The sequence below is a fragment of the Cupriavidus sp. D39 genome (assembly GCF_026627925.1).
Classification (GTDB): domain Bacteria; phylum Pseudomonadota; class Gammaproteobacteria; order Burkholderiales; family Burkholderiaceae; genus Cupriavidus; species Cupriavidus ulmosensis.
Map to the genome: position 1 here is coordinate 4,861,665 of NZ_JAPNLE010000009.1, position 21,943 is coordinate 4,883,607.

16 protein-coding genes and 4 pseudogenes are annotated in these 21,943 nt (G+C 65.5%); 9 read left to right on the forward strand and 11 right to left on the reverse strand.

Features of this window, described 5'->3' with window-relative positions; all coding sequences use genetic code 11:
- Nucleotides 1–11: 11 nt before the first annotated feature.
- The gene (xdhA, locus tag OMK73_RS34700; RefSeq protein WP_267605970.1) at nucleotides 12–1,526 is read right to left on the reverse strand and encodes a xanthine dehydrogenase small subunit; all 1,515 of its coding nucleotides are present in this window, start codon (nucleotides 1,524–1,526) and stop codon (nucleotides 12–14) included.
- Nucleotides 1,527–1,746: 220 nt separating this feature from the next.
- Between xdhA and OMK73_RS34705 the strand changes: the two genes are divergently transcribed.
- The 4 genes from OMK73_RS34705 (at nucleotide 1,747) to OMK73_RS34720 (ending at nucleotide 8,152) form a co-directional block, all read left to right on the forward strand.
- Nucleotides 1,747–2,697, forward strand: a complete 951-nt coding sequence (locus OMK73_RS34705) for a LysR substrate-binding domain-containing protein (RefSeq protein WP_267605971.1) — start codon at nucleotides 1,747–1,749, stop codon at nucleotides 2,695–2,697.
- A 1,299-nt stretch (nucleotides 2,698–3,996) separates the two neighbouring features.
- On the forward strand, nucleotides 3,997–5,304 hold the full coding sequence (ltrA, locus tag OMK73_RS34710) for a group II intron reverse transcriptase/maturase (RefSeq protein WP_267605030.1): 1,308 nt from the start codon (nucleotides 3,997–3,999) through the stop codon (nucleotides 5,302–5,304).
- Between the two features lie 113 nt (nucleotides 5,305–5,417).
- Complete coding sequence (locus tag OMK73_RS34715) at nucleotides 5,418–6,965, forward strand: IS3 family transposase (protein ID WP_267605972.1); 1,548 nt, start codon at nucleotides 5,418–5,420, stop codon at nucleotides 6,963–6,965.
- Between the two features lie 86 nt (nucleotides 6,966–7,051).
- The gene (locus OMK73_RS34720; RefSeq protein ID WP_267605973.1) at nucleotides 7,052–8,152 is read left to right on the forward strand and encodes an IS5 family transposase; all 1,101 of its coding nucleotides are present in this window, start codon (nucleotides 7,052–7,054) and stop codon (nucleotides 8,150–8,152) included.
- 154 nt (nucleotides 8,153–8,306) lie between these two features.
- On the opposite strand, the gene OMK73_RS34725 is transcribed toward OMK73_RS34720, so the two are convergent.
- Nucleotides 8,307–9,161, reverse strand: coding sequence for a substrate-binding domain-containing protein (locus OMK73_RS34725; protein WP_267605974.1), 855 nt, complete (start codon nucleotides 9,159–9,161; stop codon nucleotides 8,307–8,309).
- 142 nt (nucleotides 9,162–9,303) lie between these two features.
- Here OMK73_RS34725 and OMK73_RS34730 point away from each other — a divergent pair.
- The 5 genes and pseudogenes from OMK73_RS34730 (at nucleotide 9,304) to OMK73_RS34750 (ending at nucleotide 15,117) form a co-directional block, all read left to right on the forward strand.
- Nucleotides 9,304–10,399 (forward strand): annotated as a pseudogene (locus OMK73_RS34730) (substrate-binding domain-containing protein).
- A 108-nt stretch (nucleotides 10,400–10,507) separates the two neighbouring features.
- Nucleotides 10,508–11,124, forward strand: a pseudogene (locus OMK73_RS34735) (DUF4126 domain-containing protein).
- Between the two features lie 297 nt (nucleotides 11,125–11,421).
- Nucleotides 11,422–13,959 (forward strand): ABC transporter permease, encoded by a 2,538-nt coding sequence (locus OMK73_RS34740; RefSeq protein ID WP_267606626.1) that lies wholly within the window; start codon nucleotides 11,422–11,424, stop codon nucleotides 13,957–13,959.
- A gap of 52 nt (nucleotides 13,960–14,011) precedes the next feature.
- The gene (locus tag OMK73_RS34745; RefSeq protein WP_267605975.1) at nucleotides 14,012–14,449 is read left to right on the forward strand and encodes a group II truncated hemoglobin; all 438 of its coding nucleotides are present in this window, start codon (nucleotides 14,012–14,014) and stop codon (nucleotides 14,447–14,449) included.
- A gap of 50 nt (nucleotides 14,450–14,499) precedes the next feature.
- Complete coding sequence (locus tag OMK73_RS34750; protein ID WP_267605976.1) at nucleotides 14,500–15,117, forward strand: DUF924 family protein; 618 nt, start codon at nucleotides 14,500–14,502, stop codon at nucleotides 15,115–15,117.
- 32 nt (nucleotides 15,118–15,149) lie between these two features.
- On the opposite strand, the gene OMK73_RS34755 is transcribed toward OMK73_RS34750, so the two are convergent.
- The 9 genes and pseudogenes from OMK73_RS34755 to OMK73_RS34795 all read right to left on the reverse strand — a co-directional run bounded on the left by OMK73_RS34755 (nucleotide 15,150) and on the right by OMK73_RS34795 (nucleotide 21,841).
- On the reverse strand, nucleotides 15,150–15,278 hold the full coding sequence (locus tag OMK73_RS34755; RefSeq protein WP_267605977.1) for a hypothetical protein: 129 nt from the start codon (nucleotides 15,276–15,278) through the stop codon (nucleotides 15,150–15,152).
- Nucleotides 15,278–15,862, reverse strand: coding sequence for a TIGR00730 family Rossman fold protein (locus tag OMK73_RS34760; RefSeq protein ID WP_267605978.1), 585 nt, complete (start codon nucleotides 15,860–15,862; stop codon nucleotides 15,278–15,280). The genes OMK73_RS34755 and OMK73_RS34760 overlap by 1 nt, the downstream gene beginning before the upstream one ends.
- Nucleotides 15,859–16,557 carry a TetR/AcrR family transcriptional regulator gene (locus tag OMK73_RS34765; RefSeq protein WP_267605979.1) on the reverse strand — a complete coding sequence of 233 codons (699 nt, stop codon included), beginning with the start codon at nucleotides 16,555–16,557 and terminating at the stop codon, nucleotides 15,859–15,861. Before OMK73_RS34765 ends, OMK73_RS34760 begins: the two co-directional genes overlap by 4 nt.
- Before the next feature lie 137 nt (nucleotides 16,558–16,694).
- Nucleotides 16,695–17,195, reverse strand: a complete 501-nt coding sequence (locus OMK73_RS34770; protein ID WP_267605980.1) for a diacylglycerol kinase — start codon at nucleotides 17,193–17,195, stop codon at nucleotides 16,695–16,697.
- Nucleotides 17,095–18,248: pseudogene (locus OMK73_RS34775) on the reverse strand (glycosyltransferase family 4 protein). Before OMK73_RS34775 ends, OMK73_RS34770 begins: the two are co-directional and overlap by 101 nt.
- 103 nt (nucleotides 18,249–18,351) lie before the next feature.
- Nucleotides 18,352–19,368, reverse strand: coding sequence for a UDP-2,3-diacylglucosamine diphosphatase (locus tag OMK73_RS34780; RefSeq protein WP_267605981.1), 1,017 nt, complete (start codon nucleotides 19,366–19,368; stop codon nucleotides 18,352–18,354).
- A gap of 926 nt (nucleotides 19,369–20,294) precedes the next feature.
- Nucleotides 20,295–20,882 (reverse strand): esterase/lipase family protein, encoded by a 588-nt coding sequence (locus tag OMK73_RS34785; protein ID WP_267605982.1) that lies wholly within the window; start codon nucleotides 20,880–20,882, stop codon nucleotides 20,295–20,297.
- A gap of 136 nt (nucleotides 20,883–21,018) precedes the next feature.
- Complete coding sequence (locus tag OMK73_RS34790; RefSeq protein WP_267605983.1) at nucleotides 21,019–21,279, reverse strand: hypothetical protein; 261 nt, start codon at nucleotides 21,277–21,279, stop codon at nucleotides 21,019–21,021.
- Nucleotides 21,276–21,841 (reverse strand): annotated as a pseudogene (locus OMK73_RS34795) (RDD family protein). The gene OMK73_RS34790 and the pseudogene OMK73_RS34795 overlap by 4 nt, the downstream one beginning before the upstream one ends.
- Nucleotides 21,842–21,943: the final 102 nt, after the last annotated feature.

Consider the following 21,943-nt stretch of genomic DNA (forward strand, 5'->3'; position numbering starts at 1 on the left):
CCGATCTCTCCTTACGTGGTGGCGGTGGCGGTGGTCGCGCCCGCGCCGATGGCGCGGACATTGACGGCGGCGGCGGGCAGCGCGTCGGAGCGCGTCTCCAGCCAGAAGCGGTACAGCAGGTTGGCGGCGCCGCGGCTGCGGTAGGCAGCGGTGGCGCGCATGTCGGACAGCGGGGTGAAGTCCTGCGACAGCGCGCTCATGGCGGCGCGGGCGGTGGCTTCCGTCCAGGGCTGGCCAACCAGCGCGGCTTCGGCATGCGCGCCGCGCTTGGGCGTGGCGGCCATGCCGCCGAAGGCCACGCGTGCATGCCGGATCGCGCCGTCCTCGATGGTCAGCGCAAAGGCGGCGCACACCGCGGAAATGTCCTCGTCAAAACGTTTCGACAACTTGTAGGTGCGCAAGTGCTGGGGGCCCGCCAGCGGCACGCGCAGCGCCGCGACGAACTCGCCTTCGGCCATGGCGGTCTTCTGATAGGCCAGGTAGAGGTCTTCCAGCGGCAGGGTGCGGCGCACGTCGCCGCGCTGCAGCACCACTTCGGTGCCAAGCGCGATCAGCACGGGCATGGAGTCGCCGATGGGCGAGCCGTTGGCGATATTGCCGCCCAGCGTGCCGGCGTTGCGGATCGGCAGGGAAGCGAAACGCTTCCACATTTCTTCCAGCTCGGGATGGATGTCGTTGAGCGCGGCGTAGGCGCGCTCGAGCGAGACCGCCGCGCCGATTTCCAGCGCGCCGTCCACTTGCCCGATGCTATTCAGGTCAGCCACCTGGCCGACGTACAGCAGGTTGCCCAGCTCGCGGAACTGCTTGGTCACCCACAGCCCCACGTCGGTGCTGCCGGCCAGGATGCGCACGCCGGGCTCGGCGGCCTTGATGGCGGCAAAGGCCGACGCCGTGCGGGGCGCGTAGAAATGCTGCCCGTCGGCGCTGTAGTGGAAGGTGTTGTCGCGCTGCAGCGAGCGCAGCGTGTCGGCGATCTGGCGCGGGTCCAGCTTGCTGGCCTGCGGCGCCGGCAGCGCCATCATGCGCTGGCCGGCCTCGATGATGGGGCGGTAGCCGGTGCAGCGGCACAGGTTGCCGGTCAGGGCGTCGCAGATGGCCTCGCGCGCCGGGGCGCGGCCGGTGCCGGCGTCCTCGGATTTTTGCTGGTAGAGCGCCCACAGCGACATGACGAAGCCGGGGGTGCAGAAACCGCACTGGGAGCCATGGCACTCCACCATCGCCTGCTGCACCGGGTGCAGCGCACCGTCGGCCTGGCGCAGGTCTTCCACGGTGATCAGCGCGCGGCCGTCCAGGGTGGGCAGGAACTGGATGCAGGAATTGACCGCCTTGAACTCGACCTGGCCGTTTTCGCCCAACTCGCCAAGCACCACGGTGCACGCCCCGCAATCGCCTTCGGCGCAGCCCTCCTTTGTGCCCGTGCAGCGCGCGTCCTCGCGCAGGTACTGCAGCACGGTGCGGGTAACGGGCGCGTTAGCGACCTCCGTCACCTTGCCCCGGTGGTAAAAGCGGATGGTTTGCGTCTCCATGGTGTCTTCTCTCTTTGTGGATGGGGCCAAACATAGCACTGACGCCGACGATGCAATATTCGGCCCAGGTGATATGCCCCATCAAGGGGAGAGCATTCCGGCGGCGCGACTGGCGCGGCGGCCACCGGATTTGACCAATGACGGGGTGCCTGACATACACTATGCGCCGTTCCCATTCCCCACGCCACCGGCCGCGAAGCGCGCCAGGCGCCCCCTCGCCATGCACGGACGCGACCATCTCGACACCTATTTGCTGCGGGTGCTGCACACCCTGCTCACCGAGCAGAGCGTGACCCGCACCGCGGTCCGGCTCGGCCAATCGCAGCCCGCCATCAGCAATACGCTCAAGCGGCTAAGGGAAATCACGGGGGATGCCATCCTGGTGCGCGGCAAGAGCGGCATGGTGCCCACCGAGCGCGGCCGCGAGCTGCTGCAGCTGGCCGAACAGAGCCTTGCCGCCATGGACCGCATCGCCCGGCCACCCCAGCATTTCGACCCGGCCACCACTACCCGTACCTTCCACCTGGGCGCGCCGGACTACCTGGACGCTTTCTTCCTGCCCAATATCGTCGAACGGGTGCGCCGGCTGGCGCCCGGCGCCAAGCTGTTCGTGCACCCGATGACGTCATCGAGCGACTTCCTCGACAGCCTGGAGCAGGGACAGCTCGACATCGTGGTAGGCAACTGGCTGTCGCCGCCAGAACATCTGCATATTTCGCCGTTGTTCGACGATGAGGTGGTGTGCATGCTGGGGGCGCAGCATCCGCTGGCGCGCAAGGGGCTGACCCTCAAGCATTACCTGGAGATGCCGCACCTGGCGCCGGCGCCGTATGCCTCGATGCAGCGCAGCATGATCGACCAGGCGCTGGCCGAGCAGGGGTACAAGCGGAATATCCAGGTCACGCTGCCGTATTTCGGGCTGGTGCCTTATGTGTTGATGAAGACGGATATGGTGTTCACCACCGGGCGGCAATTTGCTGCGCATTATGCGCAGTACCTGCCGTTGAAGATGGTGCCTTCACCAGTGGCGTTTCCGCGGATGCGGTTTTATCAGCTTTGGCATGAGCGGTGTCATGCTGCGCCGGATGTGATGTGGTTGCGCAGGATGATTGCGGAGGTGGCTGGGGAGTTGCCGGTTTTGCCTCAGTTGGCGAGAGTAGGGGAGGGGTAGGGGAAGGTTGGACAAGGGCAGAACCGTTGGCTCTTGTTTTGTGGTTGGCTTTGATTTTTGCGGCGTTGGCTTTTGCACCCAAGGGCCGTACGACATCCCCCTGCGGGGGCTGCCGGTCACTCTTCTTTGCGCGGCAAAGAAGACTAACGAGAAGAAAGCCGCCCTGCCGGGAGCAGAGCAATAAGGCTGTTCGATGGGGGTGGTTGCGTCGTACGGCCCTGAGTGTTGGCTGGCGTGTCCTACCGGCCCAAAGGACATCGCTGTTGCATGACCCATGGGTTACGTGGTGCGGCCCCTGACCTCGCGTGCGGTGCGCGTTCGACCATCTGCCGTTCGCGGCGCGAGGGGCTGCGCCGTTTCGGGTGTGGCTGGTTTCGTGGTTTTGTCTCGGAGGGCAAGCCCGGTGATGTTCGAGCGTGAACCCTCGCGGACGGGCCACGGCGCCCACCACGAAACCAGGGGCGCTGAGAGCAAGGCGCCAGCAGCGCCGGTACGGCAGGGCATCAAATGGCCGGGCACTCGCCGCCAGAGACAAAACCACGAAACCACCAAGCCAGGCAGCATCGCGGCCCTATGCTCCGCGAACGGCAGATGTGGGAATGCGCACCGAGCAAAGCGATCAGGGGCACCACCACGTGACCATTGGGTCATGCAGTAGCGATGCCCTTCGAGCCGGCATGGCAAGGCCAGCCAACACTCGGGGCCGTACGACGAAACCAACGAGGCCGAACAGCCTTATTGCTCTGCCCCCGGCAGGGCGGCTTTCTTTCGTTAGTTTTCTTTGAGGGTGGCCCTCCATGTCAGGATACTTGTCGGTGTGCCAAGAAGGAAAGCGACAGTACGTCGTCGTACATGCTGTATCTGTGATGAGGGTAGGCCCCTCGGTTTCGCCGATCAGGCGGTGATACCAAACCACCCTGAGCTGCAGCCGTTAAGAGCGGTTGTGGTGAGCGTCAAGGGAAAAGGCGGGATGAATCTCGTCAGGTAGGCAAGGAGGAGGCGAACGCAAGTGAACCATCGAAGAAGTGTCGAGAATTGCAATGATGTCAAAACCGAGGGCTCGACAACACCTCGGGATAAGTCAGACGGCAACCTGGAGGTGGGTCTGACGGCATCCGGCATAGAGATGGCGCGACCTTCCTGCAGGCATGGATACGGAACTTGGGAACCTGTCGTCTCGATGCTAAGGGAGAAACTCAAGCGGAGAACCCGTGAGAGTCAGAGTACCAATGCGAGGCACAGGGGCGGAGTCATGCGTAGTAGCGGTGAAAGGGTTGTAATGACCTCTGGAGCGAAGGCATGACCTTGTCCGGCAGAGACCATAGAACAACCGCGATGCGGGAGGATTCCAGGGTCGACGCCAAGTCGTTCGAGATACCCAAGCGGTTGATTTGGGAAGCCTGGAAGCGTGTGGCCGCCAATCAAGGCGGGCCGGGCGTGGACAGCGAAAGTATTGAAATCTTCCGAAATCGTTTGGCAAGGAATCTATACGCCCTGTGGAATCGAATGAGTTCGGGGAGTTATTTTCCCCAGCCGGTCAAAGAGGTGCTGATTCCGAAGGGGAGCGGGTTTCGTCCTCTCGGGATACCGACCATCACTGACCGAGTGGCGCAGATGGCGGTCAAGTTAATGGTGGAGCCGAGAATCGATGCGATATTCCATGCATCATCGTTCGGTTATCGGCCGAACAAATCGGCGAAGCAAGCTGTGGCGCAAGCGAGAAGGAACTGTTGGCGCTACGATTGGGTAGTCGATATTGACTTGAAATCCTTCTTTGACACCATCGACCACGAGCTTCTCAGGCGTGCGGTAGAAAAGCATGTCACGGAGCCATGGGTACGACTCTACATTAGACGCTGGCTAGAGAGCCCGGTGCAGAAGCAAACCGGGGAATTGGTTGCTCGGGATAGAGGCACTCCGCAAGGCGGGGTGATCAGTCCATTGTTGGCTAACCTCTTTCTTCACTATGCGTTTGATCGATGGGTCCAGACCGAGCATCCGGAGGTGCCGTTTGAACGGTATGCCGACGATGTGGTTTGTCATTGCAGGACGAAGCATCAGGCGGAACAGTTCTTGTCTGCCTTGAGGGAACGGCTTACCGATTGTGGGCTTTCGCTACACCCGGAAAAGACGCGCTTGGTTTACTGCAAAGATGGACGACGTCGAGAGGACCATATCCATACAAAGTTCGACTTCCTTGGATTCAGCTTTCACGCTCGGACGGTACAGGACCGAGCGGGAAATTTGTTCAACGGATTCGGACCTGCGGTAAGTCAAAAGGCACTAACGCGCATGTCTCAGGCCATCCGAAGCATGAGTCTCAATCGAAGTACCTCAATGACGCTGCGCGAACTGGCGCAGCGCATAAACCCAATGGTACGGGGATGGGTGAATTACTACGGTGCTTTCTATCCAGAGCGGCTGAAACAGTTCTTGATCAGAATAGACTTACGGCTTGGCAGGTGGGCGCGAAATAAGTACAAGCGGTTGAGAGGACATAAACGAGGATCTTGGGCGTGGCTCAAACGATGTCGGGAAAGTCTTCCTCAGCTGTTCGCGCACTGGGATTTCTGTTTCGAAGAACGGCGGACAAGAAGAGCCGTATGAATCGAGAGATTCACGTACGGATCTGTGAGAGCCTGAGGGGGCAGTTCCCTCGGGCCACTCGACTCTCCGTCTTCTTTGATGAAGCAAAATGGAGGGTGGTGTGCGACTGGAAGATGAAACGATATACGGCCGAGCGCCGGGAGTGGGCGGTCGAGCAGATGATGCCTCCGCTTAACCGATCGGTAGTGGAGTTGGCCAAGGCCACGGGGATCACGACAGTGACCTTGCGGACTTGGCGCGAGATGGCGAGAGCTGCAGGAAGAATTGTGCCGGGTGACGGGAAGCAAAGTGATCAATGGTCCAGTGCGGACAAGTTTCGCGTGGTGCTGGAGACGGCGCCACTGAGTGAGGCGGAACTGTCGGAATACTGCCGGATGAAGGGCATCCAGCCGGAGCAGATCCGGCAATGGCGCGAGGCGTGCGAGCAGGCTAATGCGGTGGCACCGGCCAAGCGAAGCCTGGCGCAGCGCCGGGAAGACGAAGCGGCGCAGAAGCGTGTACGAGAACTGGAGCGCGAGCTCAAGCGCAAGAATGCGGCGCTGGCGGAAACGGCAGCGCTGCTGGTACTGCAAAAAAGCCGCAGCGATCTGGGGACGGGACGAGGAAGACTGATCAGCACCCCGGATCGCTTTGAAGCCATACAGTTGATCGATGAAGCGGTGAGCGCCGGGGCGCGACAGGCAATGGCCTGCGAAGCGCTGGGCTTGACCGAGCGAACCTTGCAGCGCTGGCGGCATGCCCCTGCCGATAAGCGGCTTGAGGCGCGTCGCGACGCGCCTGCCAACAAGCTCAGCGAAGCGGAACGGCAGGCATTGCTGACGGCGGCGAACCAGCCTGGCTATGCCAGCCTGACGCCGCACCAGATCGTGCCGAAGCTGGCGGACGAAGGGATCTACCTGGCGTCGGAATCGACGTTCTACCGGATCCTGAAGGCGGCGGGACAAGGCAGACGGCGTGGCCGCAGCAAGGCCCCGAGCGCTCGTCCGTTGACGACGCACCGGGCGGAAGGTCCGAATCAGGTTTGGTGCTGGGACATCACTTGGCTACCGACCACAGTCAAGGGACGGTTCTTCTACTGGTACATGATGAAGGACATTTACAGCCGCAAACTGGTCGCCAACGAGGTGCATGAGAGCGAGTCGGCCGAGCATGCCAGCCGTCTGCTGATGCACGGTTGTTTGCGCGAGCAGACGGCGGGCCGCCCGCTGGTGCTGCACTCGGACAATGGCACGGCCATGAAGGGGGCGAGCATGCTGGCAACGATGTATGACTTGGGCGTGGTGCCGTCCTACAGCCGGCCCAGGGTGAGCAACGACAACGCCTACGCCGAAGCGTTGTTCCGCACGGCGAAGTACTGCCCGCTGTGGCCGGAGCGCCCGTTCGAGAGCCTGGAGCAAGCGCGTGCCTGGGTGCTGAGCTTCGTGCGTTGGTACAACGACGAGCACCGCCACAGCAGCCTGAAATACGTCACGCCAAGCCAGCGGCATCAGGGCAAAGCCACTGCCCTGCTGGCGCAGCGCACGGCGCTGTATCAGGCCGCGCGAGCCCGGAACCCGCAGCGTTGGGCTGCGGGCATCCGTAACTGGCAGCTAGTCGATGCCGTGTACCTGAACCCGGAACGAGCGCAGCAAAACGTGGGGGATTGCAAGAAAGCAGCGTAACGGCTGAGGCGACAACTACCTTGACACACGCCGGTGGAGACAAAAGAAAGACCTATTCTTCCTAAACTGAACATGGAGATGCAGTCATGGGGAAGATGGGAAGGCCCTTGGCCATAGACGAGGAGCATCACGCGCAGTTGCGGGAACTGGTGAGAGGCCATCCGAACGCGACGATGAGGGAGTTGGCCCAAAGCCTTGCCGAGCAAGGTGGCCCCAGGGTCAGCACGGTCACGCTGGCGGCGGCTTTGCGCCGCGCTGGATTGAAGCGAGTTGCGCAACCCAGCGCTGTACTCTATGCAAAGCCCAGTGAGTCCGCGCATTACGGCTACAGCGATTCTCATCGCCTGGAGCCGGCCGATCCTGGCAAGTACACCAGTTGCCTGACCGATGCCGAATGGGCGCTGGCGGCCGACCTGTTCGAACGGCCAGAGGGACATCGGGGACGACCTGCGGTGTACGAGAGGCGCCGCATGGTCGATGCGTGCTGCTACGTGCTGCGCACGGGCTGCTCCTGGCGCATGCTGCCGCGCGAGTCCTTTCCACCCTGGCCGGCCGTGCAAAAGGCCTTCCTGCGTTGGAGCGCGCAAGGCAAGTTCGAGCAGTTGCACGAGCGCCTGCGCCAGCAATGGCGCAGGCGCATCCAGCGCGAGGCCCAGCCCACAACCGCCATCATCGATTCACAGTCGACCCGGATCTCGCCGCAGGGGGCAGGCCAAGGATACGACGCGGGCAAGAAGGTCAAAGGGCGCAAGCGACATATCGTGGTGGACACGCTAGGGCTGTTGTTGGCGGTATGCATTACCAGCGCTAGCGTGCAAGATCGCGACGCAGCGCCAACGGTGGTGGCTCAAGCTTGCGCCAAGGCCGGCACGTTGCAGCGGCTGTTTGCCGACTCGGCGTATGCGAGGCGCTGTGCCGCCGCCCTTGAGCAAGCTCACGGCCTGGATGTGCACATCGTGCGTCGCCCGCCCAAGGCTGGGCATTGGCACGATGCGCAGCAGTCCCTGTGGCCGCTGGATCAAACGTTCCCCACCTTGCCCATGCGCTGGGTGGTGGAGCGCACCCATGCCTGGAACGAGCGCTCGCGCCGCCTGATCATGCATCACGATCGCAGCATCGCCAGCGCAACCGCCTGGGTCTGGCTAGCTCAGGCACGTTTGCTCGTACGCCGATTGACCAATGCCTGAATTTGTCCTCACCCTCTTTGCCGGTCAAAGAAAAGTGACCGGCAGCCCCCGCAGGGGATGTCGTACGGCTCTTGGGCCCAAAAGCCAACGCCGCAAAAATCAAAACCCAACCACAAACCAAGAGCCAACGGTTCTGCCCTTGTCCAACACCCCCTCACTTCCCCTTATAACTCGGAAAAAACAACTGCTCCCCCTCCACCTTGTACGCCGCGATGGCGTCCTGCCCTTCCTTCGACGTAATCCACTCCACCAGCTTCATCGCATCCGTGTAATTCGTGCCAGGATGCTTGGCCGGATTCACGGCGATCACGCCATACGGGTTGAACATCCTGGGATCGCCCTCCAGCAGGATCGCCAACCCGGTCTTGGCGCGGTAAGCGCCGTAGGTGGCCCGATCAGACAACGTGTAGCCCGGCATCTGCGCTGCCATGGTCAGCACCTCACCCATCCCCAGCCCCGCGTTCACATACCAGGGCTGTCCCTTGGGTTCGATCCCCACCTGTTTCCAGTAGTCCTTCTCCATCACGTCGGTCCCGGAGTTGTCCCCGCGCGAGATGAACTTGGTGCTGCCGGCGGCGATCTTCCTGAAGCCGGCTAGCACGTCCTTGCCGCCCTTGAGGCGGTCGGGGTCGCTGGCCGGGCCGACCACGATGAAGTCGTTGTACATGACGTCGCGGCGGTTGACGCCGTAGCCCGCGGCCATGAATGCGTCTTCCATCTTGCGAGCGTGCACCAGCAGCACGTCGACGTCGCCCATCTCGCCCATCTTCATCGCCTTGCCCGAGCCCACCGCAATCACCTTGACGGCCACGCCGCTCTTTTGCTCGAACCTGGGCAGCAGGAATTTCAGCAGGCCGGAGTTTTCCGTGCTGGTGGTCGTGGCCAGCTTGAGTTCGCCAGCGAAGGCGCCAGCGGCGCCCGTCAGGCAGACCAGGCAAACCAGTCCCAGGTTGCGCGCGGCGCGGGTCGGTAAGTGACCCAAAAGGCTTTGTTTGGCGACGGCTTGCATGGAGTCTCCTTGTCTTATGTTTTCAGAAACATAATTGCCACAAACTCATGAGATCGGTGAGAATGCAGCGAAATACGTGGAAATCAGCGCCTTGCATTCTCGATGAACCACATCTCTAAAGTAAATATGAAAGGCGTTTCATATGACATTTCGCTTTGACCTGTTCCCGGTAGTGGCCTCGGACGACAATCCGCGTTCCAATGCCAAGGTGTTCCAGCTGCTCAAGGCAGTGCGCGAGACCGGCTCCCTGCATCGCGCGGCGCGCGAGATCGGGCTGTCATACCGGCACGCCTGGGGCGTGATGCGATCATGGGAGGAAATGCTTGGGCGCAGCATGCTCGACATGGAGCGTGGCCGGGGGCGTCGCTGACGCTGTTCGGCGAGCGCTTGCTGCGCGCCGAAGGGCGCTTGCGCGATGCGATCGACCCGATCGTGCAAAAGGCGATGGTCGATTTCCTGGCGGACCTGGACGACGCGGCCCAGCCGCAGACCCGCATCCGCTTCTCCGGCAGCCACGATCCGGCCATGGAGGTCCTGGCGGGGGCACTGCGCGATGCGCCGGGCGGCCTGCAGCTCGACACCGTGTTCTGCGGCAGCGTGGAGGGCCTGATCTGCCTGCAGGAGCGGCAGTCCGAGCTGGCGGGCTTCTACGTCTCGCCGATCCAGAAGGCTGGCTCCGTGGCCCACGTCACGCTGCGTAAATGGCTGCGTCCGGCCGCCGTGCGCCTGATCCGCCTGGCCTGGCGCGAGCAAGGCCTCATCGTCGCGCCCGGGCTCGCGCGCGAGATCCACGACCTGCGCGACCTGGCCCGCACCCGGGTTCGCTTTGTCAATCGCCAGCGCAGTTCGGGCACGCGCATGCTGTTCGACCAGCTGCTGGCCACCGAGGGGCTGTTCCCGGACCAGATCGTCGGCTATGAAACCCCCGAGTTCAGCAACGAGAAGGTGGCGGAAGCGGTCCACGCCGGCCGCGCCGAGGTGGGATTCGGCCTGCGCATGAATGCCGAGGCCCATGGGTTGGCCTTTGTGCCGCTGACCCGCGAGGCCTACTACCTGGCGCTGCGCAAGAACGACCAGATCACGCCCTGGGCGCATGGCCTGCTGGCGCATATGGCCGACCCGGCCTTGCGCCGCCGCATCGAGGCGCTTCCCGGCTACGCCATGGCCGAGCCCGACGGCATCCTGACGCCGCAAGAGGCACTCCCTGGTACGGCCCCGACGGCAAGGAAGACGGCTGACGCCGTCCACCAGGGAGGACCGGATCCCGGCCGTTTGAGCGCGCGCGTATTACACTGGTTAGGTAGGCGGGGCTGCATGCCCGCCAGACAAACCCTGCAAGGAGCGCCATGCTAGAAACGGCCGCGTTGGCCGCGGGCTTGTCCTGGACCAGCGGATTCCGCCTTTACCTGGCCGTGTTCACGGCTGGCGCGCTGGGCCGCCTGGGCTGGCTGCACCTGCCGCCCGGCCTGCAAGCGCTGGAATCGTGGTGGGTGATCGCGCTGGCCGCGGTGCTGGCCCTGGCCGAGTTCGTGGCCGACAAGGTGCCGGGCTTCGATTCTTTCTGGGACAGCATCCAGACCTTTATCCGCATTCCCGCCGGCGCGATCCTGGCCGCCGCGGCCTTCGGGCAGCTCGATCCGCAATGGATGGTCGCCGCCGGGCTGGTGGGCGGCACGCTGGCCGGCACCGCCCATGCCGCCAAGGCCGGCACCCGCGCCCTGATCAACGTCTCCCCGGAACCGTTTTCGAATTGGGCTGCCTCACTGAGCGAGGACGTTGCCGCCAGCAGCGGACTGCTGCTGGCTTTTTCCTGCCCGTGGTGTTCCTGGTGGTGCTGGGCGTGCTGCTGCTGGTGGCGGCGTGGCTGCTGCCCAAGCTGTGGCGGGGCTTGCGCCATTTGCGCGACGCGCTGGCCAAGCGTGCGCCGGCAGCCTCGCCGGCGGGGCGCCAGCCCCGGCACTGAGTGGCGGGTTCGCCCCTCGCTTTGCCCAATCCGGCCATAATCTGGCCCTGGTCCGGCGGATGCGCGCCGGGATCCACCCGCTGGTATCCTGCCGTGGCGCCAATCCCGGCCCGCGGCCTGCCCGGCTGGCCGCCGCCCTGCATGTGCACGGACAAGAGATTAGCGATTAGAGATAAGAGATCAATGTCTTCAGAACCCGCTTCCCAGCACGTTCCCGCAGCAGCAACCGCAACTACCGTAGCGGCATCGTCCGGCGCCCGCCCGACGCGTTTCTCGCCCTGGCACCAGGCTTTGCGCATGGCGCGGCGCGACTGGCGCGCCGGCGAGCTGAGCCTGTTGCTGTTCGCGCTGGTGCTGGCCGCGGCGGCGCTCAGCAGCGTGGGTTTCCTGGGCGACCGGATGCGCCTGGGGCTGGAGCGCGACGCGCGCCAGATGATCGCCTCCGATGTGCTGATCGTGTCCGACCAGCCGTTCGATGCCGTCTTCGCCAGTCACGCCGCGCAAGCGGGCTTGGCCACCACGCAGACGGTCACCTTCCCGAGCATGGCCAGCGCGCACGCGCCGGGCAGAGCCGCAACAACGCAGGGGCCGCGCGCGGCCAGCGGGGCACCGGCCGACGCCCCCTCGCAACTGGCTGCGCTCAAGGCGGTCGCCCCCGGCTATCCCCTGCGCGGGCAGCTCAAGGTAGCGGCCGGGCCCGGCGCGCCGGAAGCCGCCGCTACCGGCATCCCCGCCGAGGGCACCGTCTGGGTGGACGAGGCCTTGCTGGACTCGCTTGGCGTCGCCATGGGCGACACCATCCAGCTGGGCAGCCGCGGCTTTCGCATCGACCGCATCATCACGCAGGAGCTGGATCGCGGCGCCGGCTTCATGAATTTTGCACCGCGTGTGATGCTGCCGCTGTCTGACCTGGCGGCCACAGGGCTGGTGGGGTGGGGCAGCCGGGTCTCCTACCGCCTGCTGGTAGCCGGCCCCGACGCCGCCGCGCAGGCTTACCAGAAGTGGGCCGAGGCTCAGATCGACAAGCGCGCGCTGCGCAACACCCGGGTCGAGTCGCTGGAATCCGGCCAGCCGCAGATGCGCGCCACGCTGGACCGCGCCGAGCGCTTCCTGTCGCTGGTGGCGGTGCTGTCCTCGATGATTGCCGCGGTGGCCATCGCCATGTCGGCGCGCCGCTATATGCAGCGCCATACGGATGCCTGCGCCGTGTACAAGTGCATGGGCCTGTCGCGCCGCGAGATCCTGCTGGCCTTCGGGCTGGAGTTCCTGCTGCTGGGCGTGGGCGGTGCGGTGGCCGGCGTGGCGCTGGGCTACCTGGCGCACTACGGCCTGCTGCTCTCGCTGGGCAACCTGCTGACCGTGACGCTGCCGCAGCCTTCCGCCTTGCCGGCCGTGGTTGGCGTGCTGGCGGGCGTCGTCCTGCTGACCGGCTTTGCCTTGCCGCCGCTGCTGGCGCTGACCTGGGTGCCGCCGCTGCGCGTGCTGCGGCGCGATGTCGGCGCGCCGCCGGTCTCGACCTGGATCGCCTACGGGCTCGGCCTGGGCGCCTTTGTGGCGCTGCTGCTGGTGGCCGCGCGCGATCTCAAGCTGGGGCTGACCACCGCGGGCGGCTTTGCCGCCGCTGGTGTCGTGTTCGCGCTGCTGGCCCTGGGCCTGCTGAGCCTGTTGTCGCGGCTGATGCGCGGTGGGCGCCTGGCGCGCGGTAGCGTGGGCTGGCGCTTTGCGCTGGCGGTGCTGGAGCGCCGCCGCGGCGTGACGGTGCTGCAGACGGTGGCGCTGGCAGTGGGCCTGATGGCGCTGCTGCTGCTCGGCATGACCCGCAACGACCTGATCGCCTCCTGGCGCAACGCCACGCCGGCGGACGCGCCCAACCGCTTCGTCATCAATATCCAGCCGGACCAGCGCGCGCCCCTGTCGGGCATGCTGGAGCACGCCGGCATCGCCGACCTGCTGTACCCGATGGTGCGCGGCCGCCTGACACATATCGGCGGCCAGCCGGTGCGCGCCGATCGCTTCGCCGATGGCCGCGCCCGTAACCTGGTCGAGCGCGAATTCAACCTGTCCTATACCGACGCGCTGCCGGCCGGCAACCGCGTGGTGGCCGGCAACTGGTTCGGCGCCGGCAAGGCCGGCGCCTCGGTGGAGGAGGGCATCGCCAAGACCCTGGGGATCCGGCTCGGGGACACCTTGCGCTTCGACGTGGCGGGGCAGTCGGTGGAGGCGCCGGTGACCTCGCTGCGCAAGCTGGACTGGGGCTCGATGCGGGTCAATTTCTTCGTCATCCTGCCGCCCGCCGCCATGCAGGGCTTGCCGCAGACCTATATCACCGCCTTCCACCTGGCGCCCGCGCAAGCCGCGCTGGGCAACCGGATGGTGGCGGCCTTCCCGAACATCACGGTGGTCAACACCGACATGATCCTGCGCCAGATCCAGGACGTGCTCGACCAGGTCATCGCCGCCGTCGAGTTCCTGTTCGTGTTCACGCTCGCGGCCGGCGTGACCGTGCTCTACGCGGCGCTATCCGGCGCGCGCGACGAGCGCAAGCGCGATGCCGGGCTGCTAAAGGCACTGGGCGCATCTGCCGCGGTGGTGCGGCAGACCCAGTACGCGGAGTTCCTGGTGGTGGGCGGACTGGCGGGCTTGCTGGCCAGCCTGGGCGCGATCGCGGTGGGCTGGGGCTTGTCGCAGTTCGTGTTCGATTTTCCCTACCGCTTCAACGGCTGGATCGTGCCGGCCGGTGTGCTTTCTGGCATGCTGTGCGCTTTCGCGGGCGGCTGGCTGGTTTTGCGCGAGGTGCTGCGCCAGCCCGCGCTGGCCACGCTGCGTGATGCGTGATGCGTGATGCGTGATGCGTGATACCTGAAGCCTGAACCATCTTTGAGTGTTTATGAGTACCGATTCCAAGCCTGAAAATGCGGCATCCGCGGCCTCCGACGCCGCCCCGGAAGTCACTGCCTATGAACTGATCGGCGGCGAAGCGCGCGTGCGCGAACTGGTCGACCGTTTCTACGACCTGATGGATCTGGAGGACGAGTTCAAGGGCCTGCGTTCGCTGCATCCCGCCTCGCTCGACGGCTCGCGCGACAAGCTGTTCTGGTTCCTGTGCGGCTGGCTGGGCGGCCCCAACCACTTCATCGAGCGCTTTGGCCACCCGCGCCTGCGCGCGCGCCACATGCCGTTCGAGATCGGCACCAGCGAGCGCGACCAGTGGATGCGCTGCATGGCGCTGGCCATGCAGGACGTTGGCCTGCCCGAAGACCTGCAGCTGCGCCTGATGCAGGCCTTCTTCGGCACCGCCGACTGGATGCGCAATGTGCCGCGTTGATGGGCAAGGCCACCGAACCAGCCACCGAACCAGCCAATGATCCCGACACCATGACGGACACGTATCTCGAAGCCGCCACGGAGCTGCCTGCCGATGCCCGGCGCATACTCGATTTCTGGTTCGGCGCGCCTGCCTCGCCGGAATGGAACACAACGCGCTCGGTGTGGTTCACCAAGTCCGATGACTTCGACGCCACGGTCCGCGCTGCCTTGCTGCCACTGTGGGACGCCACGCACGCGGGCGCGAATGCCGACTGGGCGCAAAGCCCCGAAGGCGCTTGCGCACGCATCGTGCTGCTGGACCAGGTGCCGCGCAACGTCTTTCGCAACGACCCGCGCAGCTTCGCCTCCGACCCGCAGGCGCTGGCAACGGCCCGCCAGATGGTGGAGAGCGGCGCCGACCGCCTGTTGCCAACGGCGTTCCACCGCATGTTCTGCTACATGCCGTTCGAGCATTCTGAGGCGCTTGCCGACCAGAACACGGCCGTGCGGTTGATGACGGCACTGCGCGACGAAAGCGAGGGCAAGGCGGACGTGGTCGAATGGGCGATCAGGCACCGCGCGGTGATCGAGCGCTTCGGGCGCTTCCCGCATCGCAACGCCGTGCTGGGACGGCAGGATACGGCGCAGGAGAGCGCGTTCCTGAAGGCGCCCGGCTCGTCGTTCTGAGCCGGGCTCGCCTGACGTTACTGTCCCGGTTTCTACACCAGCTTCACCAGCTTCACCAGCTTCACCAGCTTCACCAGCTCGATCCAGAACGCGGCATGGCGGCGGGGCTGGGACTCAAGCCGATCTAACTGGCCCTGGGCAGGGCCAGCGGGAAGCGCCATCAGGTCTCCCCGCGCTTCTCCTGCCACTTGTCCACCAGCAAGCGCGGCGCGTTGGCGAGCTTGTCGAGGATGCCTTCGGGCGTGGGGGCCACATGCAGCAGGTCGTTGTGGACCTGCTTCAGGAAGCCTTCGTCCACGGCGTGCTGCATGAAGCCCAGCATGCTGTCGTAGAAGCCTTCCACATTGAGCAGCCCCACCGGCTTGGCGTGATAGCCCAGCTGCAGCCAGGTGAAGGTCTCGAACAGTTCCTCGAAGGTGCCGACGCCGCCCGGCATGGCGATGAATGCATCGGCGCGGTCGGCCATCATCTGCTTGCGCTCGTGCATGTTGCGCACCACGTGCAGCTCGGTCAGGCCGCGATGGCCGACTTCCTTTTGCATCAACGCATCCGGAATGATGCCGATGGCGGTGCCGCCATTCGCCAGCACGGCGTCGGCCACCGTGCCCATCAGCCCGACCTTGCCCCCGCCGTACACCAGCGCAAGGCCGCGCTCGGCCAGGGTCTTGCCCATGGCGCGCGCCGCGGCGGCGTACTCGGGGCGATTGCCGGGGCTGGAGCCGCAATAGATGCAAACGGACTTCACGTTTTTTCCTTTTCGGTTTGTGCCGCCCTGGCGGCAGCGTATTCTCGGGCTTGCTTGTCGAACGCTTGGCGGGCCTTGCCGCGCAGGTAAGGGGCAAGGATCGAGAAGATGTGGTAGCTGGCACCGTGCAGGTAGCCGCGGATCAACTCGGGGTCGTTGTACTGGCGCGGATGCTGCACGAACTGGAAGGACAGCCAGTAGGTCGCGATCACCACGATATTGGTGCAGATGGCCTCGACCTGCTCGGGCGTGGCCTCCATCTCGCCGTCTTCCTGGAACTGCCGGCAGATCTCCATCGCAAAGCGTTTCTTCTGCTCGACGATACGCTTGAAGTTGGTTTCAAGCATGCGGTTGCGCGCCAGCAGGTCGTTGATGTCGCGGTACAGGAAGCGGTAGTTCCACAGGAACTCCGCCATGTACTGCAGGTAGCCCCAGCTTTCGTCCAGCGTGGCCTTGTGATCGTCGGGCAACTTCAGGCGGCGCTCCATCTCCTGCTCGAACAGCACGAAGATGGAGTTGATGATGTCGTCCTTGTTGCGGAAGTGATAGTAGAGATTGCCGGGGCTGATCTCCATGGCTTCCGCAATGGTGGTGGTGGTGACGTTGGGCTCGCCCACCTCGTTGAACAGGCGGAGCGAGACGTCTAGGATGCGGTCCCGGGTGCGGCGGGGGCCGGCTTGCTGTTTGGGTTCCATGGGCGACCGGGCGAGCGGCAATTCGGTAAGTTGAAGGCGATTATAAGCAATCGCCGTTCGCCGCAATGCCGCAAGCGCCTTTGGCCCTGTCCGCGCGGCGCTTTGTCCGCTGGTGCCGGGCTTGCGCCGCGAGCCTGTCAGGCCGCCAGCGCGCGCAGCCAGTCCACCACGATCGGCCCCGCAATGGCCAGCCAGGTGCCGCCGCACAGCACCAGCGCCAGCATGACCGCGGCGCTGCCGAAGTCCTTGGCGCGCTTGGAGAGGCTGTGCCGCTCCAGCGAGATCCGGTCCACGGCGGCCTCCACGCTGGAGTTGAGCAGTTCCACGATGAGCACCAGCAGCAAGGTGCCCAGCAGCAGGATGCGCTCGACGATGCCGACCGGCAGCAGCAAGGCGCATGGCGTCAGGATCACCACCAGCGTCAGCTCCTGGCGAAACGCGCTTTCTTCGAGCACCGCATAGCGCAGGCCGGACACCGAGTTGATGCCGGCATGCCAGGCCCGCGCCAGGCCGCGGTTGCCCTTGTGGGGGTTCTGCTCAATCGTGTAGTCGTTGCTCGGCGAATCCGGGGCCGGGGTGGCGGTCTGCGGCGCCGGCGGGCGGTGCGGTTTGGACGGTGTGCGATGCGGAGTCGGCATGTTCGGAAGAGGGGCGGGCAGCGGTGCCGGTAGTGCCGTTGGGGGTCGCGCGTACGGCCGGCAGCGGCTGCAGGTGAGTCAGGAACTGCTCGGAGGCGGCGCGCCACGAGAACCGTTCGGCATGGGCGCGAGCGGTGGCGCGGTCGATGCGCAGCGCTTCCAGGCAAGCTTCACGCAAGTCTTCGTGCATCACCCCGGCGTCACTGTGGCCGAGCACATCGATCGGCCCGGTCACCGGATATGCCGCCACCGGCAGCCCGCTGGCCAGGGCTTCGAGCAGCACCAGCCCGAACGTATCGGTGCGGCTGGGGAATACGAAGACGTCGGCCGAAGCATACACCTTGGCCAGCTCCGGCTGGCTCAGCACGCCCAGGTAGTTGACTCCCGGATAGCGCGCGCGCAGCGACGCGAGCGCCGGCCCGTCGCCCACCACCCATTTGGAACCGGGCAGGTCCAGCGCGAGGAAGGCCTCCACGTTTTTTCCACGGCCACGCGCCCAACGTAGAGAAAGATCGGGTGCGCCGTGTTGAGCACGTTAGCCTGCTGGGTGGTGAAAACATCGAGATCGACGCCGCGGGTCCACAGCACGCCGTGGGTGATGCCGAAGCGATGCAGGTCTTGCAGCACCACCGGCGTCGGCGCCATCACGGCGCGCGCCGGGCCGTGGAACCAGCGCAGGAAGCGGTAGGTCCAGGCCAGCGGAATGCCGAAGCGCGCCTGCACGTACTCCGGAAAGCGCGTGTGGTAGGCGGTTGTGAACGGCAGTTGCTCGCGGATCGCATGGCGGCGCGCCGCCAGCCCGAGCGGGCCTTCGGTGGCGATGTGCAGCGCGTCCGGCGCGAAGGCGCGGATGCGCTCGCGGACCCTGGCGCCGGCGAACAGGGACAGCGCGATCTCCGGATAGGTCGGGCAGGGAATGGTGGTGAATTCCTGTGGCGTGATCAGCTCCACCGTGTGCCCCATCGCGATCAGCTCGCGGCGGGTGGACTTGAGCGTGCGCACCACGCCATTGACCTGCGGCTCCCAGGCATCGGTGACGATCAGGATCTTCATAGCTGCTCCTTGCGGCCAGGCCGCGTGGGTGGCCGGCCTCGGCGAGGCCACGGCAATACCGGTGTTCGGGTGGCGGCGTGGCGGATGCCGCGCTAAAGTCTCGTCAGGCCGTGGCGGTGGCGCGGCGGCCAGCCGTGGCCGGCGCATCGAGCAGCGTGGTCCAGTAGACGATCTGCAATTCGCCGTCCTGCGTCTCCACCAGGGCGGAGAGGCTCTCCACCCAGTCGCCGTCGTTGCAGTAGAGCTGGCCGTCGACCTCGCGGATCTCGGCCTTGTGGATATGGCCGCAGATCACGCCGTCGCAGCCGCGCCGGCGCGCCTCATCCACCATCGCCTGCTCGAACGAGTTGATGTAGTTGACCGCGTTCTTGACCTGGTGCTTCAGGTATTGCGACAGCGACCAGTAGGGAAAGCCCAGGCGGGCGCGGATGCGGTTAAAGTGGCGGTTGACCGCCAGGATCAGGGTGTAGAGCGAGTCGCCCAGGTAAGCCAGCCAGCGCGCATGCTGCACCACGCCGTCGAACAGGTCACCGTGCACCACCCACAGGCGCTTTCCTGCGGCGGTGACGTGGACGGCGTCCTCGCGCACCGTGATATCGCCGAAGGCGAGGCCGTCGAACTGGCGCGCCACCTCATCGTGGTTGCCCGGCACGTAGATCACCTCGGTGCCTTTGCGCGCCTTGCGCAGCAGCTTCTGCACCACGTCGTTGTGGCTTTGCGGCCAGTACCAGCCGCGGCGCAGCTGCCAGCCATCGATGATGTCGCCGACCAGGTAGAGCTGGTCCGATTCATTGTGCTTGAGGAAGTCGAGCAGGTAATCGGCCTGGCAGCCGGGCGTGCCGAGGTGGATGTCGGACAGCCAGATGGCGCGGTAGTGGCGGATGGGATGGGACGGTTGCTGGGAGTGGGCGGTGGGTTCGGGAGGCGCGGCGTTGGCGGGAGCGGTTGCGGACCGGGCCCCAGGCCGTTGCTGCAAGTCGCTGGCCGGTGGCATGAAGGCGGCCAGCGCGGCAGGCAATGACATGGGCCGCGGCAGCGATTGCGACTCGGTGGTGCGGCTGCGCAGCAGTTGCGTGGCCTTGGCCAGACGTCCGCAGGCAGAACGAAGAGCTTGAACCATGGCGGCCCCGGTAGCGACGATGGCTGCATTGGGCCTGTCGCGTGTGACGGGAGCGTGAATGTCATATGAAAGTTAAAGAACGGGGGTATGTGCTTCTAGCCCGCTGACGCGGGGGATGCGTGTGTGGGCGGGGTTTTCGCTCTTCTAGCTGCTGGCGCGGCTGTACGGGGTTGGCCGTTTACACACATGTGAGATGTCACTTCTCTTTACTCGTAAAGAGAAGTAACCAAGAGAAAGCGATCCTTGCAGGAGGCTGGCGTGTCGGGGTTGCGCAGCCCGGTGGTTTCGTCGTCAGGCCCCGGGTTTTAATGGCCTCATGCCGTTACCGGTTCAAATGGCCACGATCCTGCGGATGACGCTGGCTTCGTGGTGAGACTGCTCGGTAGCGGCATCCCTGCTCATTCATCCATCTGCCGGTACCGGTGCGAAGCACCACGATATATCACGCCGTGATGGTTTCGTGGTGGGGTGGGCGCGGTGGTAATCTCCTCGGAATTATTTTTTCGGTGCCACCGCGCCCACGACGAAAACGGGACGCTTGCAACTTCGTGGCCGCCCGCGCCGCGAGCGACAGACGGCTTGAAATTCGTGGTGGTGGCTACCGGTGGGGGCCACCACGAAACCCTGGGCATTGGCAGCGTCGTGATGATCTAAACTGGTAACGGCACTAGGTCATTAGCACCCGGGGCCGTACGACGAAACCATTGGGGTCCCCAATGACGCCACGCCAGCCTCCTGCAAGGATCGCTCTTTTGGTTACTTTTCTTTACGAGTAAAGAAAAGTGACATCTCACACGTTCTAAAACGGCAACACCGCCCAGCCGCGCCAGCAGCTAGAAGAGCGAAAACCCCGCCCACAAGAGACCCACCCGCGTCAGCGGGGCTAGAGGCGCAAAAACCCCGCCCCCCCCCCCCGCCCCCCGCAATCAAGAAGCCGGCGCCACCTCCGACAACTCCGCCAACGCCCGCAAAACCGCCTGCGTAGCCACCGGATGCCGCAACAAACTGACATGCCCAATCCCGCCAAGCGCGATATGCCGCGCCCCCTCCAGCCAGGAGGTCCCCGTCGGCCCGGAAATCGAGTCATGCCAGCTAAAGATCGACACCAGCGCCACGCGTTGCCGGGGCGCTAGCCGCATCTCCCGCGCGGCCAGCGCTCGCAGCCAGGCGCTCCCGCAGCGCATCTGCCGGGCATTGAAGCCCCTGCCATAGCGCGCCAGCACGCTACCATGATGCGGGGTGCCCAACGTGACGATGCCGCGGCAGGGTGGGGGCTTGCCGCGTCCCGCCAGCGCGGCGCGTGCGGCCAGGCCGCCCATGCTGTGGCAGAGCAGCAGTGGTGGCTGGCCGGTGGTGGCGGCGATGCGCGCGATGGCAGCGCGCACTTCGAGGGCGTATTGGTCGATGTCGCCGAAGACCGGGTCCAGGTCGATCGCTTCGCAGTGGTAGCCGGCCGCCGCCAGCGCTGGCTGCATGTCGAGCCAGACCGCGTGGTTGCAGCCGTAGCCGTGCACCAGCAGCAGCGGGGGCGCAAGAACGGGTCCTTGGCCGGGCGCAAGCGGCGGTGCGCGCAGAAGGGCTGCAGCCAGTTGAACATCCGGAACACGGCAGCGTATTCGCGCAGGTAGCAGGCCAGCGCCTGCCATGGCGTCAAGCGGGCCGGCCGGGTGGCTTCCAGGGCAGCAGGGATCGGGGGCGTGTCGCCGCGGGCTCGCCGAGGCCGCGCAATGTAAAGGCAAAGGCGCCGGCAACGGACAACCCCAGTATCGCCAGCACCACGCTAATGCCGGCCAGCAGTCCCGCGGCCAGGGGCCAGCCGTGCCAGGCGTGGAGTTCGGCGGCGCAGCCCAGTGCCACGGCGGCCTGCAATGCCACCGCGATGCGGCGCAAGGCGGCGGCCGACAGGTTCATGGCTTGGGCGGGCGCAGGTCGGTCAGGCGGGTGCGGGCCAGGCGGTCGTGCAGGAACTGCCGCCTGGGGTCGAGCAGGGCCAGCAGGACCCAGGCCAGCAGGCCGGCGCACAGCACGCCGACGAACGGGCCTTTGACCAGGCCGAGCAGATGCCCGAGCGCCGCCGAAGGCGGCAGCCACAGCCATGCCAGCAGGTAGCGCAGCGTGGCCTGCGGCCAGCGCGGAGGCACGCCCGCGGCCGTCTCGACCCGCATGCGCCAGGTCTGCATGGCGAGCGTCTGCCCGTTGCGCTGCCAGAACCAGACGAAGTAGCAGCCCAGCACCAGGAAGCTCCAGCACTGCACCGTGAATGGGCCGTCCAGCCCAAGCTGCTGCAGCGCCGGGCGCGCCAGCAGGTAGACCCCGTCGAGGCGCTCAGCACGCCGAACAGCAGCACGCCCTCGTACAGCATGCAGGCGATGCGGCGGCGGATCGTCGGTGCCTCGGCCGGGCGTGGAGGACTAGCCGGCGCAGCGGATGCGGCCGGCTTGGCGTTGGGTGTGGGCTTGGTCACGGCGGGCATGGCGATAAGGCGGTAAGGCCGTAAGGCCGGAGGAGGGCAAGGCCTGGCAGAGAGGGCCGGGCCGCAAGGCAGCAAGCGAGCGCGGCCAGGCCGGCGCAAGCG